This is a genomic window from Ochrobactrum teleogrylli (assembly GCF_037482325.1).
Taxonomy (GTDB): Bacteria; Pseudomonadota; Alphaproteobacteria; order Rhizobiales; family Rhizobiaceae; genus Brucella; species Brucella teleogrylli.
The window spans coordinates 962,305-976,204 of the sequence record NZ_JBBHKQ010000001.1; the positions used below are offsets into that span (position 1 = coordinate 962,305).

The window sequence follows — 13,900 nt, forward strand, 5'->3', positions numbered from 1 at the left end:
CGGGCGCGGCTTTTTTGTTCTGCTCTCGACCGCTTTCGCACCACCAGCGCGAACACGCAATTTTTATCGAAACAACCTTTTCAGAATCTTCTTCCGATATAGTTTGTGCGGGCAGAGCACCCCGATGATTAAGCCTCCCATTTCAGCATTTAATGACGACCGCTCCGCAAACGATCCATTGCATGCCCAAATTCCTCCCCAAGCATAGATTGTAGAGAAAAATGTCTGTTTCCACCGCAACCCGCAGTCAGTCTCCCACTGGCTCAACCCCTGTTGGAAATTTCGGTTTCGCGCTGACCAGCCTGACCGTTCTGTTCTTCATGTGGGGCTTCATCACCAGCCTCAACGACATTCTGATCCCGCATCTGAAGAACGTCTTCCAGCTCAACTATACCCAGTCGATGCTGATCCAGTTCTGCTTCTTCGGCGCATACTTCATCGTATCCCTGCCCGCCGGAGCATTGGTCAAACGCATCTCCTATAAACGCGCCATCGTCGTCGGCCTTGTGGTCGCTGCGATTGGCTGCGCGCTGTTCATCCCGGCGGCGTCATACCGGGTCTATGGGCTGTTTCTCGGTGCGCTTTTCGTGCTGGCTTCCGGCGTGACGATCCTGCAAGTATCGGCAAACCCCTATGTGACGATCCTCGGCAAGCCGGAAACAGCCGCCAGCCGCCTGACGCTGACACAGGCGTTCAACTCGCTCGGCACCACGATTGCACCGCTTTTCGGCGCAATGCTGATCCTGTCTGCCGCAACCACCGACGCTACCGTCGCGTCCGAAGCGGATGCAGTCAAATTTCCCTATCTCCTGCTGGCACTGGCCTTCGTCGTCCTCGCCATCGTCTTCGCCATCCTGAAACTGCCGGATGTGGAAGCGGAAGAAAGCGCGGTCGCGGATGAAGGCTCTGCCTGGCAGTACCGGCATCTGGTGCTGGGGGCCATCGGCATTTTCGTCTATGTGGGCGCGGAAGTCAGCGTCGGCAGCTTCCTCGTCAACTTCCTGAGTGACCCGAGCGTGGTCGGACTGTCGGAAACCGAAGCTGCGCATCACGTCGCCTACTTCTGGGGTGGCGCTATGGTTGGCCGCTTCATCGGTTCGGCAGCCATGCGCTATATCGATGACGGCAAGGCGCTGGCCTTTAATGCCGTCGTGGCCATTCTGTTGCTGCTCCTCACGGTCGCGACAACCGGCAATGTCTCCATGTGGGCGGTTCTGGCCATCGGCCTGTTCAACTCGATCATGTTCCCGACCATCTTCAGTCTGGCGCTGCATGGACTTGGCAAACATACCAGCCAGGGTTCGGCAATTCTCAATCTCGCCATTGTCGGCGGCGCGATCATTCCGCTGATCCAGGGCGCGCTGGCGGATACGGTCGGCCTTCATTACGCCTTCCTGATGCCGATCATCTGCTATGTCTATATCGCCTTTTATGGCCTCGTTGGCAGCAGACCGAAACGCTAATCCAAAACACAAAAGCCGGTCTGAACTCAGACCGGCTTTTCATTGAACGTCATAGCATAACGAAAGCGTCAGGCCGCGAGACCCTTGCGGATGCGCTCGGCAATTTCCGTGATACGGGCATTGCCATGGCTGCGGCGCGCCGAGACGAGGCAGGCCTGCGAGCGCAGGATGATGCCATCTTCCAACACCTTGAGACGATTGGCGCGCAAGGTGGAACCGGTGGACGTAATATCGACAATCATGTCGGCGGACCCTGCCGCCGGAGCGCCTTCGGTCGCGCCGAGGCTTTCCACGATGCGATAGACTTGAATGCCATGCTTTTGCGAGAAGAACTGCTGCGTCAGACGCCAATATTTAGTGGCGATGCGCAAACGGCGACCATGACGCTGGCGAAAATCGGCAGCCACGTCATCAAGGTCGGCCATGCTGGTCACATCGCGCCAGACTTCCGGCACGGCGACAACAACATCGGCGTGGCCGAAACCCAGTTCCGCCTCGATGGCCACGCGCTCATCGGCATGGGCCAGCGTTTCGCGCACGAGGTCTTCGCCTGTGACGCCCATATCAACGCTGCCATAGCCGAGCTCGCGGGCAATCTCGGAAGCCGACAGGAACAAGATATCGAGATCGTCTTCGCCTTCGACGCGCGCACGATAATTACGGTCGTCATCCGGCAGGATCACCTTGTAACCGGCCTTTTCGAGAACGGCGAGCGTCTGTTCCTTCAGCCGCCCCTTGGACGGCAATGCCAATGTGACGCTCATTTCGTTGCTCCCGCCAGCACTTGCAGCCGGTCCAGCCAGATCGAGAAGCCGACGCCGGGAATGTTTTCGGAAGCGCCGAGCATGGTCAAAAGCCGGTCGTAACGACCGCCGCCTGCCAGAACCGCATCCTTTTCCACGCCAACGGCGCGGATTTCGTAAACGAGGCCGGTATAATAATCGAGCGGACGCCCGAACGACGCGTCATAGACGATATCGCTGGTCTTGATGCCAGCCGCGGCAATCGCCTCGGCACGGGCTTCGAATTTCTGAAGCACAGCGCCAAGATCGAGCGCATTTTCGGATGCGAAGGCCCGCAATGTCACCGCTGCGGAATCGAGCGTGACATGGGTTTCCAGAAACTGCTTGAGCAGATCGAGCGCCGAAGCGGGGAACCGCGTGGCGGCCAGATCTTCCTTTTCGATCAGGCGGCGGGCGATTTCCGCAGGCGAACGGCCAGCGCCCGGCGAAATGCCAGCTTCCAGCATCTCCGCTTCCAGCGTGCGCGCAAGGCCGGTTTCGTCACCTTCTGCAACGAGAACGGCCAGCGTTTCTGGCAGCGAATCGCGCAGCTTGTCGCCCGTCAGTTCGGCCAGAGCCAGTTGCATGGAATGCGCATCACCGAAGGAACGCAGCAGCTTCTTTCGCCAGCCCTGCGGCAAACCAAGCGCTTTCAGCATGCCTGCGAAAACCGACTGGTCACCCAGCACGATTTCGAGCTTGGCTTGAGGGACAACGGAACGCACACAGGACAGCGCATCGGCAATCGAGCGCGCATCCGAAGCCGCTTCATCGGCAGCACCCAGATCCTCGATGCCTGCCTGAAGAAACTCAGCCGCGCCGTCACGGCGCTGGCGAAACACTTCGCCGAGATAAGCGTAACGCTTCGGCGTTGCGGCATTGAGCGCAATATGGTTGCGGCAGACCGGAATGGTGAATTCCGGCCGCAGGCACAGGCTGTCGCCATTCTCGTTTTCGGTGAGGAAAATGCGACGGCGCAGATCCTCGCCCGCCATATCCAGAAATGGATCGGCAGGCTGGATCAGCGGTATTTCCACCAGATCGGCATCGCGCGCATCAAGCTCAGTGCGAAGCGCGTTGAAAACCGGCGATGTGCGCGTTGCAACCATGATTCCGATCACTTTGCGGCTTGAGCGCGGTCCTGCGCCTGACTGCTGAGAATTTCCCGAACCGCTTCGACCAGTCCGTCTTCCTTGACGGTGATCTGCGCCGGACGGCTCTCGCGCCAGGTCACATTGTCCTCGATCTCGGCGGAAAGGCGCTTGCCTTCGACCAGATCCTTGATCTGCACTTCACCGGCTTCGCGCTCCTGCGAGCCCTGAATGATCACGCATGGCGCATCGCGACGGTCGGCATATTTCATCTGCGCCTTCATGCCGGAACCGCCGACATACATTTCAGCGCGGATGCCCTGCTGCCGCAGATCAGAGACCATCTTCTGATAACGACCGAGGCTTTCCGTGTCCTTATCCATCACCAGCACGACGACCGGGCCGCCGACATCCGACACATCCAGCTTGCCGAGGTTTTTCAGCGCCGTCATCAGGCGCGAAACGCCGATGGAGAAGCCCGTCGCCGGAACCGGCTCGCCACGGAAACGCGACACGAGGCCGTCATAACGACCACCGCCGCCAACCGAACCGAACACGACCTTCTGGCCGTCTTCATTGGTCACGTCGAACAGAAGCTCGGCTTCGAAAACCGGGCCGGTGTAATATTCAAGACCGCGCACCACGGACGGGTCGATCTTCACGCGGCCATCATAGCCGCCTGCCGAGAACAGCGCCTGCATGTCGGAGAGTTCGGTGACACCTTCTTCGCCCTTGGCATTGCCTGCAACGACGGCGCGCAGATTGGCAATCGTATCGGCTCCGGTCGTACCACCGGCGGCGGTAAAGGCCAGCACCTTTTCAATTGCAGCAGGGCTAAGTTCAGCGCCCTTGGTAAAATCGCCGCTTTCGTCGAGACGACCCTTGCCGAGCAGAAGGCGCACGCCCTCCGGGCCGAACTTGTCGAGCTTGTCGATGGCGCGCAGCACATTCAGGCGTTTGGCGGCATTGCCCTCGCCTTCAAGGCCGATGGCATCCAGCACACCGTCCAGAACCTTGCGGTTGTTGACGCGGATCGCATAATCACCACGACGAATGCCAAGACGCTCCAGCGTATCGGCCATCATCATGCACATTTCCGCATCGGCGGAGACATTCGGCGCACCGACCGTATCGGCGTCGAACTGCATGAACTGACGGAAGCGGCCCGGGCCCGGCTTCTCATTGCGGAACACCCAGCCATTGCGATAGCTGCGATAAGGCTTCGGCAACTGCTCGAAATTTTCGGCGACATAGCGCGCCAGCGGCGCGGTCAGATCGTAGCGCAGCGACAGCCACTGCTCATCGTCATCCTGAAAGGAAAACACACCTTCATTCGGACGGTCCTGATCCGGAAGAAACTTGCCCAGCGCGTCGGTATATTCCACCAGCGGCGTTTCCACCGGCTCAAAGCCATAGAGGTCATAGACTTCGCGGATCGTCGCCATCATCTTTTCGGCGGCGCGCAAGTCGTCCGGAACCCGATCGACAAACCCGCGCGGCAGCCGCGCCTTCATCTTGTCCGCTTTATCGGCCATTTTTCCTGCCTGATCGCTAAATATATACAATACATGCCGGAAAAAACCGGCAGCAAACCCGTTGCCGGTTTCCTAACCGATCAAGCCCGTTGCGGCAAGTGCAGGAAGCGTGTTCAGCGTGCGGCAATGGCGACGGCAGCGCCCGCCATCACGCCAGCGCTGGTTCTATTGGCGATGCGCATCATGCGCGGGCTGCGCAAAACGCGCCGGGCCTGGGCGGCCAGCACCACCCATGCGGTGTCCACTGCCGCCAGCACGACAAACATGACAGCCAGCAGTTCTGCCCAGCCGACAAGCGAAACATGGTTGATATTCACGACCGTCGGCAGAATGGCGATGTAGAAGACCATGATCTTCGGATTGCCGAGCGTGACGGCAAGTGCACTGAGGAAAAGCTTGCGCCCTTCTCCCTCGCGCGGAATGGCGTTTTCATCCGCTTCTTCATTGACCGGGGCGGTCCACATTTTCCACGACAGATAGATCAGATAGGCCACGCCCGCATATTTCAGCACCAGAAACGCGTTGTGAAAGCTGTTGGCGAGAGCGGACAGGCCCCAGACGGCAAGCGACAGCCACACGGCATCGCCGAGCCAGAGGCCAAACATGAATGGAAAGACGCCCTTATGCCCACGGCTGATGACACGCGCAACCAATGCGCCGACATTCGGCCCCGGCGTGCCCGCAGCAACGACCAGAATACCCGCGAAAGCAATGAGCGATGTCAAATCCATAGCATATCTCCGAACAAGCGCGTTTTTCTGGCAGAAAGACTGACCCTTAGCAATCCCTGTTTCTTGGCCCGCAGCTTATTGGGGCCGCTTGAATGCCTGCCGCAGTTTTTCTATTTGGGCACGGCAGTGGCAGCCTTCGATGTGGTCGTTGACCAGCCCCATGGCCTGCATGAAGGCATAAACCGTTGTCGGCCCGACGAAGGACCAGCCACGCTTTTTCAAATCCTTGGAGATGCGAATAGATGTATCGGTTTTCGGATTGGCCACCAGCGTCGGATAATCGACCACGGCGGGGCGGTCCGCCGCACCCGGCTCGAACGACCAGAAATAGGCCGCTAGCGAGCCCTTTTCCGCGGCCAGTTCAATGGCGCGGTTTGCATTGTTGATGGTCGATTCGATCTTGCCGCGATGGCGCACGATACCCTTGTCGGCGAGCAGGCGTTCCACGTCTTTTTCGTCATATTGTGCAACGCGGTGGAAATCGAAGCCGTCGAATGCCGTGCGGAAATTTTCGCGCTTGCGCAAAATCGTCAGCCACGACAGCCCCGACTGGAAACCTTCAAGGCATATCTTCTCGAACAACCGGAAATCGTCGGAGACCGGCACGCCCCATTCATTATCATGATAGGCGAGATAATCCGGCAATACGCCCGGCCAGAAGCAGCGGGTCTTGCCATCCTCGCTGACGATCAAACCTGTCTTGACCTCGGCAACATCACTCATTTTCCCGCCTCCATTTTCTTAGCTCACGACACTATCCGAAAACTGTTTCCCACTTTTCGGGGACATGCGCAAAGCTTCATCGATCATTAAACATGTGACGCAACCCGACGCTAACCACAACTCTACTTAGAGCTTCAGGCAGGCAGAACACGCGACCGAAATTTACCTTTACGATTCCATTGGGGCGCACAATCCCGTCATGAAATTGAACGTTGTTCTCCTGACAGGGCATGTCAGGAGGTGCAACCAGGCAACCGCGCCAATGAACCCAGACAGGTGAAGCAACCGGGATGATGGCGCAAAGAGGGACGGATCTGGACCATGAAACCACGTCATCTTCTTTTGATCGGATCGCTCGCGGCGATTGCCGTTTCCGTCGTCAGCACCGGCATGGCCTTCGCCAGTGAACGTTATGCAACCCTGCCGCCGGTCGCAGTCAGTCCCGATCTATCCGCGCCCTGGGTAGCGCAGCTTCATGGCCAGCCTGCCCGCGTGCGCCAAATGCCAGACGGTACCGTCCAGCAGCCCATGCGCCGCACAACGGTCAAGCAACACCAGAAGCAGAAATCGAGCTATCGTCAGGTTTCGTACCAGCGCCCGGCGCAAAACCCGGCCACAGCACCAGCCAAACGCCAGATCGACCCGATCTATCTGCCGCAGAGCGTTTCTTATTCTGGCAAGGAAAAGCCCGGCACCATCGTCATCGATACCGGCAAGCGCTTTCTCTATCTCGTGCAATCCGATGGCAGGGCCATGCGTTACGGCGTCGGCGTCGGCAAGCAGGGTTTCAGCTGGAAAGGTTCGCAGCGCATCAGCCGCAAGGCCGAATGGCCAAGCTGGACGCCGCCGAAGGAAATGATCGCCCGCGAGCGCAAGAAGGGACGCATCCTGCCTGCGCGCATGGATGGCGGTGTCAACAATCCGCTTGGCGCACGCGCGCTTTATCTCGGCTCCACGCTTTACCGCATTCACGGCACCAACCAGCCATGGACCATCGGCAAGGCCATGTCTTCCGGCTGCATCCGCATGCGCAACGAGGATGTGACCGATCTCTACGAACGGGTCCCCATCGGCGCCCGCGTCGTGGTTCGCTGACCCGTTACGGAACAGTTTTACAGTTGAACAAAGCCGCCCTGTCCGCAGGGCGGCTTTTTCCATTCATAATCCTGAAACATTGGATTATTTGATGAAAAGAGCCCGCAACAAGTCGCAAAACGACCTGAAAAGGCTTTTGCTTTTCCCGCGAACACCCATATGCTGCCAGTGATGATTTGAGAAAATATGGACGGAGCCGCCAGAAGGCGGCCAAAAATGCGGTTGTACCGGATATGAGCCGGTGCCGCATTTTGATGGAGGGAAAGGATAGTTCATGACCGTACCGACCGTAAAACTGAATGACGGCAACCATATTCCGCAGCTCGGTTACGGTGTCTGGCAGGTGGGCAATGATGAAGCGGTTACAGCGGTCAGCGAAGCGCTGAAAGCGGGCTACCGGCACATCGACACTGCCGCGATCTATGGCAATGAAGAAGGTGTTGGCAAAGCCATCAACACTTCGGGCATTGCACGCGACGACATCTTCCTGACGACCAAACTCTGGAACAGCGAGCAGGGCTATGAGTCAACGCTGAAAGCCTTCGCTACCAGCCTGAAAAAACTCGGCACCGATTATGTGGATCTCTATCTGATCCATTGGCCGATGCCTTCCAAAGACCTGTTCATGGAAACATGGCGCGCCTTCATCAAGCTGAAGGAAGAGGGCCTCGTGAAGTCCATCGGCGTGTCGAACTTCCGCACCGCCGATCTTGAACGCATTCTCAAGGAAAGCGGCGTCACGCCGGTTCTCAACCAGATCGAGCTGCATCCGCAGTTCCAGCAGGACGAGCTGCGCCTGTTCCATGGCAAGCACAACATCGCCACGGAAGCCTGGAGCCCGCTTGGGCAGGGCAAGATTCTGGAGGACGAAAAGCTGAAGGCGATTGCCGCGAAACACGGCAAGTCTGTCGCGCAGGTTATCCTGCGCTGGCATATCGAGACCGGCAATATCGTCATTCCGAAGTCGGTCACGCCCGCGCGCATCAAGGAAAATTTCGAGGTCTTCGATTTCAGCCTCAATGGCACCGATCACGATGCCATCACCAAGCTGGACAAGACCGATGGCCGTATCGGCCCGAACCCGGCCACATTCTCTGCGGGCTGATCCAAAGCATTCGAACAAAAAGCCGGGCACCTGCCCGGCTTTTTCTATCGCAATAATTTCAGACTACCGGTCAGTGAGCGGACCCATTTGGCGGGACCGGCGATCCCCACCCCATCAATGACCTCGGCGGCAAGATCGCGGTTAGGAATCGTGGTTTCATATTCCGCATAGACATGCATTGCCCGCGCGAAGGCCGGAAAGGCCACAACCGCTTCCCTGTCTTCATGTGCAGCCGATTTCAACAGGATCGCCCGGATCGTTTCCGCGTCCGCTTGCAGGATCGGCACGGGCCGGTCGGAGCTGATATCGATGGCGACGCCTGAGCGATCAACCAGTTGCCGCGCCGCAGCTTGCGGCAGCCGCGTACCAAGTCCGATTGAGATGGCCGCGACCGTATTTGCTAAAAGGCCCCGCGCCAGATCAGGGTTGACGATAACGGCGAAACGCAGATCTTCCTGCATGATGGCTCCAGAATTTTGGTGTTTCTGTCTGAGAAATACACCGCATCTCCGGGGCGATCCTGCCTTTCTTACCTGATTATGATCATGATAAGGTAGCTTCTACCCAAACTTACTATCATTCAGGTAGATTTTATGAGCACGCTGGAACCGTCCGATATTCGCATTCTCGAAGCTTTGCAGGAAGACGGTCGCCTGACCAATCAGGCGCTGGCCGATCAGGTCGGCATGTCCACCTCCCCCAGTTGGCGGAAGATGCGCAAGCTGGAAGACGATGGCGTGATCGACGGCTATCGCGCCAATCTCAATCGCAAGGCAATCGGTCTTGGCGTCATGGCCTTCGTGCGGATCAAGATCGACAGTCACAGCGAGTTGGAGGCGGAACAGTTCGCCGCCGAGCTGATGGACCTCGACGACGTGATCACCTGCTACAGCATCGCTGGCGATGCCGACTTTCTGCTGCAGGTGGTCTCACGCGATCTTGACACCTATGCTGATTTCGCCATGTCCACACTCCGCCGCCTGCCGCGTATCAAGGAAATGCAGACGACCTTCGTTCTGAAAGAAACGAAAAGCTTCAAGGGCTTTCCGTTGCACTATGCCGCGTCAGTGAAGACGGGAGCCTGAGAGAGCGACCGGCTTCGGCCCGCCATATGCCCAGTCGATCAGCTCCACCGTGTGGACAATCGGCAACTTGCTGCCGGTGGCGATCTGGGTCATGCAGCCGATATTGCCGGTTGCGATCAGAGCCGCACCCGTTGCCTCGATATTCTTCACCTTGCGGTCGCGCAGCTTGGCGGCAATCTCCGGCTGCATGATGTTGTAGGTGCCAGCCGATCCGCAGCACAGATGCCCTTCCAGCGGCTCCTTCACCGTAAAGCCCGCTTTTGAGAGCAGGTCTTTAGGCTGCCGCACAATTTTCTGCCCATGCTGCATGGAGCAGGCCGAGTGATAGGCGACCGTCAGTGCCTGCGGCGCATCGGGTTCCGGCAGGTCGATGAGGGTCAGATATTCGGTGATATCCTTTGCCAGCGCCGAAACCCGCGCAGCCTTGTCCTGATAGGCCGGATCGAGCCGCAACATGTACCCATAATCCTTGATCGTTGTGCCGCAGCCGGACGCCGTGACGATGATCGCATCAAGACCGCCCGCCTCGATCTCACGCGTCCAGACATCGACATTGTGCCGCGCCTGTTCCAACGCCTGCTCCTCGCGGCCCATATGGTGAACCAGCGAACCGCAGCACCCTTCGCCCTTCGGAGTCACCACTTCGATGCCGAAGCGGTTGAGAAGTCGCAAGGTGGCGGCATTGATACCCGGATTGAGCACAGGCTGCGCACAGCCGTTGAGAATTGCCACGCGACCGCGCTTTTCGCCCTTGGCGGCGCTGATGGTTTCGACGGGAACCGCCGCTGGCAGGCTTTGCGGCGCGAGATCAAGCATGGCCGCCATGGGTTTCAGGGCGTCGCTCTTGCACAAAAGTGGTGCAAAGGGCTTGCCGAGCTTTGCCAGTTTCAGCGCTGCGCGGAACCGGCCCGGATAGGGTAGAACCTGCGCCAGAACACCGCGCAGAAAGCGATTCATGAAGGGGCGCTTGTAGGTTTTCTCGATATGCGCGCGGGCATGATCGACCAGATGCATATAATTGACGCCTGAAGGACAGGTCGTCATGCAGGAAAGGCACGACAGGCAGCGGTCGACATGGCGCACGACTTCCTCATCCGCAGGACGCCCGTTTTCCAGCATGTCCTTTATCAGATAAATGCGCCCTCGTGGGCTGTCGAGTTCATTGCCCAGCGTCACATAGGTCGGGCATGTGGCCGTGCAGAAGCCGCAATGCACGCATTTGCGCAGGATTTTTTCCGATTCCTGAACACCGGGATCGCGCAGCTGGTCGGGGCTGAAATGGGTTTGCATCGTGTCACGCTCCAACCTGATGAGAATGCATGCGGCCCGGATTGAGAATATTTTCCGGATCGAATTGCTGCTTCAACCGCTGCGACAAGGCCGCAAGTGCTGTTGGCTGCGGTTCGAAAACGTCAACACCGGCGCGGATCGCCTCCGGCGCGCGCACCAGCGTCGCATGCCCGCCGCCATGTCTGGCGATCAGCTTGCGCAAGATTTGTGCTTCCGGGTCGGCCTCCATCCGCATCCAGATCAAGCCGCCTTGCCAGTCATAATAGGCATCGACGCCTGCATGACGACGGAACTCGTCCACCATCTGCCAGCCCTGCATCGGCGTCATCGAAACGCGCCATACAGCACGATTGTCGCCCGCATTGGCATAAGGCAGGACATCGCGCACTTCGCGCCAGAGCTGCTGCGATTGCGCCCCGTCGAGCGCTTCCACCATGCCGGACTGGCGGAGCAATGCCTGCAATTGGCGGCTGCGATGCTCGACCGAAGGCGCAAAGCCCTCAAGCCGCAACACGGTCGCCGCTTCCCAGCCGAGCTTTCCATCAAGGAAGCGATTGGCAACCGTCGGCGGCAAATGTGCTGCCGAAGCGACCTCCTCGCGCGATCCCATAGCCATGGCCATGACACGCGCCGCCTGTTCGTCGGTCAGCCCGCGCACGACAAGCGTGGCCGCCGTTTCCGGCTTCGGCAGAACCTTGAACGTCACCTCGGTGGCGACGCCCAGCGTGCCCCAGGAATTGGCCATGCCCTTGGACAGATCATAACCCGTCACATTCTTGACCACGCGACCGCCGGACTTGAACAATTCGCCCCGTCCCGACACAACGCGCACGCCAAGCACATGATCGCGCGCAGCACCCGCCTTGAGACGGCGCGGACCAGACAGATTGGCAGCCAGCGCGCCGCCGATCGTGCCGCGACCGCGCTCGCCCGACAGCAAAGGACCGTAATCCATCGGTTCAAAATGGAAGCACTGATTGTTGTCGGCCAGAAGCTTTTCAATCTCGACCATCGGCGTTCCGGCCTTTGCCGAGAGCACCAGTTCGTCCGGCTCGTACAGGGTCACGCCCGTAAGCTGCGACACGTCGAGCACGCGGCCCGCATCGACCCTGTGTCCAATGCCGCGCTTGGAGCCATGGCCGATAATTTCCAGCGGGGTGGAGCTGGCCAGCGCGTCCTGCACCGCATCCAGAACGCCCGCCTCATCCTGCGGCTTTAGAATATTTGCATCGCTCATGATCAAAACCACAACTCAGAATCGGGGAACATCCGGGAAGGCCAGCTCGCCGCGATGCACATGCATGCGACCAAGCTCGGCGCAGCGGCGCAATTGCGGAAACACCTTGCCCGGATTGAGCAGATGCTTGGCGTCGAAAGCACATTTGACGCGCATCTGCTGGTCGAGATCGATGTCATTGAACATTTCCGGCATCAGATCGCGTTTTTCAATGCCGACGCCATGTTCTCCGGTGAGAACACCGCCAACTTTCACGCAGAGCCGCAAAATATCTGCGCCGAAATTTTCGGCTGCTTCCAGTTCACCCGGAATATTCGCATCATAGAGGATCAGCGGATGCAGATTGCCGTCGCCCGCATGGAACACATTGGCCACCCGCAATCCGTATTTCTCGGACAAGTCGCGCATGCCCGACAGGACACGCGGCAGTTCCTTGCGCGGAATGGTTCCATCCATGCATAGATAGTCGGGCGAAATGCGCCCTACCGCCGGGAAAGCTGCCTTGCGCCCGGCCCAGAAAGCCAGACGCTGCTCTTCCGACTGCGACAGAATGCAGGTCGTGGAACCATTGCGCAGTGCGAGCGCCTCAACCCGTCCGATCAGGTGATCGACCTCGACCGGCGGGCCGTCGAGTTCGACGATCAACAGCGCTTCCACGTCGAGCGGATAGCCAACGCGCACAAAATCCTCCGCCGCCTTGATGGCGGGTCGGTCCATCATTTCCATGCCGCCGGGAATTATGCCTGCGCCGATAATATCGGCCACACACTGGCCGGCCTGCTCGCTGGATGGAAAGCCGACCATGACGGCGCGCGCCGTTTCCGGCTTTTGCAGGATACGCACGGTGATTTCCGTCACCACGCCCAGCAGTCCTTCCGAGCCGGTCATCAGACCCAAAAGATCATAGCCCTCGCTGTCGAGATGCTTGCCGCCGAGGCGCAACACCTCGCCGGTGATCAGCACCATCTCGATGCCCAGAACATTATTCGCTGTCAGGCCATATTTCAGGCAATGCACGCCACCGGCGTTTTCCGCCACGTTGCCGCCAATCGAGCAGGCAATCTGCGACGACGGATCGGGCGCATAATAAAAGCCCTCATGCTCAACGGCTTTGGTAATGCCGAGATTGGTCACGCCCGGCTGCACCACGGCGACACGGTTGGGATAATCGATTTCGAGAATGCGGTTGAAGCGCGACATGCCGAGCAGCACCGCATCCTGCAAGGGCATGGAACCGCCCGACAGCGATGTGCCCGCACCGCGCGGCACGACGCGAATGCCATTCTCGTGGCAATAACGCAGAACTTGTGAGACCTGATCGACCGTTTCCGGCAGCACAACCACCAGCGGCAGCGAACGATGCGCCGTCAGGCCGTCGCTCTCGAACACACGCATCGCATTGACCGTATCGACCACGCCCTCGCCCGGTACGATATCGCGCAGATCATCCACGATCTGCCCGCGCCGCTGCATGACGGACGCATCCGGCTCCGGCATAATCAATCCGCTCATTTGCTCCTCCGCCGCTGGGCAGACCCTCTTCGTCAAGGTGCCGCCAGCCTTCAAATGCCGCCCCGGTTTTCATCCTCGCTTGAGAACCGGAACGGTCGTAACGCGCTGTTTTAACGCCACGCCAACCGAGATGGACAGACCCGATCTTTTCTGGAATAGCTCTAACATGCACAGTGCACCCTGCGCCGCATTCGTCAAGTGGTAAATCATTTTTACCACTTGCACCTTTCGCATAACAGTTTTCACGCTGT

Annotated in this window: 13 protein-coding genes; 4 read left to right on the forward strand and 9 right to left on the reverse strand. The window is 58.9% G+C overall.

Features of this window, described 5'->3' with window-relative positions:
- The first annotated feature begins 221 nt into the window (after positions 1-221).
- A complete protein-coding gene (locus WIX40_RS04440) occupies positions 222-1,463 on the forward strand; it encodes a sugar MFS transporter (RefSeq protein WP_339438750.1) in 1,242 nt (413 codons plus the stop codon).
- A 68-nt stretch (positions 1,464-1,531) separates the two neighbouring features.
- On the opposite strand, the gene hisG is transcribed toward WIX40_RS04440, so the two are convergent.
- From hisG to WIX40_RS04465, 5 genes are all read right to left on the reverse strand, one after another.
- Positions 1,532-2,227 carry an ATP phosphoribosyltransferase gene (hisG, locus tag WIX40_RS04445; protein WP_339438752.1) on the reverse strand — a complete coding sequence of 232 codons (696 nt, stop codon included), beginning with the start codon at positions 2,225-2,227 and terminating at the stop codon, positions 1,532-1,534.
- A complete protein-coding gene (locus tag WIX40_RS04450) occupies positions 2,224-3,354 on the reverse strand; it encodes an ATP phosphoribosyltransferase regulatory subunit (RefSeq protein ID WP_339438754.1) in 1,131 nt (376 codons plus the stop codon). Before WIX40_RS04450 ends, hisG begins: the two co-directional genes overlap by 4 nt.
- A gap of 8 nt (positions 3,355-3,362) precedes the next feature.
- Positions 3,363-4,871 carry a histidine--tRNA ligase gene (gene hisS / locus WIX40_RS04455; protein WP_339438756.1) on the reverse strand — a complete coding sequence of 503 codons (1,509 nt, stop codon included), beginning with the start codon at positions 4,869-4,871 and terminating at the stop codon, positions 3,363-3,365.
- A gap of 113 nt (positions 4,872-4,984) precedes the next feature.
- Positions 4,985-5,602: a LysE family translocator gene (locus tag WIX40_RS04460; protein WP_339438758.1), complete on the reverse strand. Its 618-nt coding sequence runs from the start codon at positions 5,600-5,602 to the stop codon at positions 4,985-4,987.
- Positions 5,603-5,677: 75 nt separating this feature from the next.
- Positions 5,678-6,325: a DNA-3-methyladenine glycosylase I gene (locus tag WIX40_RS04465; protein ID WP_339438760.1), complete on the reverse strand. Its 648-nt coding sequence runs from the start codon at positions 6,323-6,325 to the stop codon at positions 5,678-5,680.
- A 321-nt stretch (positions 6,326-6,646) separates the two neighbouring features.
- Here WIX40_RS04465 and WIX40_RS04470 point away from each other — a divergent pair, with 321 nt between their 5' ends.
- Complete coding sequence (locus WIX40_RS04470) at positions 6,647-7,420, forward strand: L,D-transpeptidase (RefSeq protein ID WP_339438762.1); 774 nt, start codon at positions 6,647-6,649, stop codon at positions 7,418-7,420.
- 274 nt (positions 7,421-7,694) lie between these two features.
- On the forward strand, positions 7,695-8,525 hold the full coding sequence (locus WIX40_RS04475) for an aldo/keto reductase (RefSeq protein ID WP_339438764.1): 831 nt from the start codon (positions 7,695-7,697) through the stop codon (positions 8,523-8,525).
- Between the two features lie 44 nt (positions 8,526-8,569).
- On the opposite strand, the gene WIX40_RS04480 is transcribed toward WIX40_RS04475, so the two are convergent.
- A complete protein-coding gene (locus WIX40_RS04480) occupies positions 8,570-8,986 on the reverse strand; it encodes a PTH2-like family protein (protein WP_339438766.1) in 417 nt (138 codons plus the stop codon).
- A 132-nt stretch (positions 8,987-9,118) separates the two neighbouring features.
- Here WIX40_RS04480 and WIX40_RS04485 point away from each other — a divergent pair, with 132 nt between their 5' ends.
- Positions 9,119-9,610 (forward strand): Lrp/AsnC family transcriptional regulator, encoded by a 492-nt coding sequence (locus WIX40_RS04485; protein ID WP_140023549.1) that lies wholly within the window; start codon positions 9,119-9,121, stop codon positions 9,608-9,610.
- Here the strand turns inward: WIX40_RS04485 and glcF are convergent.
- Genes glcF through WIX40_RS04500 form a run of 3 tightly spaced genes read right to left on the reverse strand, consistent with a single transcriptional unit; the run spans position 9,590 to position 13,649 of the window.
- A complete protein-coding gene (gene glcF / locus WIX40_RS04490) occupies positions 9,590-10,900 on the reverse strand; it encodes a glycolate oxidase subunit GlcF (protein WP_339438768.1) in 1,311 nt (436 codons plus the stop codon). The two genes, WIX40_RS04485 and glcF, sit on opposite strands and share 21 nt — an antisense overlap.
- A 4-nt stretch (positions 10,901-10,904) precedes the next feature.
- The gene (gene glcE / locus WIX40_RS04495; protein ID WP_109367816.1) at positions 10,905-12,137 is read right to left on the reverse strand and encodes a glycolate oxidase subunit GlcE; all 1,233 of its coding nucleotides are present in this window, start codon (positions 12,135-12,137) and stop codon (positions 10,905-10,907) included.
- Positions 12,138-12,152: 15 nt separating this feature from the next.
- The gene (locus WIX40_RS04500; protein ID WP_109367817.1) at positions 12,153-13,649 is read right to left on the reverse strand and encodes an FAD-linked oxidase C-terminal domain-containing protein; all 1,497 of its coding nucleotides are present in this window, start codon (positions 13,647-13,649) and stop codon (positions 12,153-12,155) included.
- Between the last annotated feature and the right edge of the window lie 251 nt (positions 13,650-13,900).